Genomic DNA, 803 nt, shown 5'->3' with positions numbered 1-803 from the left:
GCGATGAAGGACGTGCTAATCTGCGATAAGCGTCGGTGAGGTGATATGAACCGTTATAACCGGCGATTTCCGAATGGGGAAACCCAGTGTGTTTCGACACACTATCATTAACTGAATCCATAGGTTAATGAGGCGAACCGGGGGAACTGAAACATCTAAGTACCCCGAGGAAAAGAAATCAACCGAGATTCCCCCAGTAGCGGCGAGCGAACGGGGAGGAGCCCAGAGCCTGAATCAGTGTGTGTGTTAGTGGAAGCGTCTGGAAAGGCGCGCGATACAGGGTGACAGCCCCGTACACAAAAATGCACATATTNCCAGTAGCGGCGAGCGAACGGGGAGGAGCCCAGAGCCTGAATCAGTGTGTGTGTTAGTGGAAGCGTCTGGAAAGGCGCGCGATACAGGGTGACAGCCCCGTACACAAAAATGCACATATTGTGAGCTCGATGAGTAGGGCGGGACACGTGGTATCCTGTCTGAATATGGGGGGACCATCCTCCAAGGCTAAATACTCCTGACTGACCGATAGTGAACCAGTACCGTGAGGGAAAGGCGAAAAGAACCCCGGCGAGGGGAGTGAAAAAGAACCTGAAACCGTGTACGTACAAGCAGTGGGAGCCTCTTTATGGGGTGACTGCGTACCTTTTGTATAATGGGTCAGCGACTTATATTCTGTAGCAAGGTTAACCGAATAGGGGAGCCGAAGGGAAACCGAGTCTTAACTGGGCGTTAAGTTGCAGGGTATAGACCCGAAACCCGGTGATCTAGCCATGGGCAGGTTGAAGGTTGGGTAACACTAACTGGAG

Annotated in this window: 1 rRNA gene; it reads left to right on the top strand. The window is 52.2% G+C overall.

Going from position 1 to position 803, the window contains the following annotated elements:
• Positions 1-803 (top strand): 23S ribosomal RNA (locus EIZ58_RS34255); the annotation flags it as partial.

The sequence above is a fragment of the Ammoniphilus sp. YIM 78166 genome (genome assembly GCF_004522215.1).
Taxonomy (GTDB): Bacteria; Bacillota; Bacilli; order Aneurinibacillales; family RAOX-1; genus YIM-78166.
The sequence above is the reverse complement of the archived record's forward strand: the minus strand, read 5'-3'. Positions and strand labels throughout refer to the sequence as shown.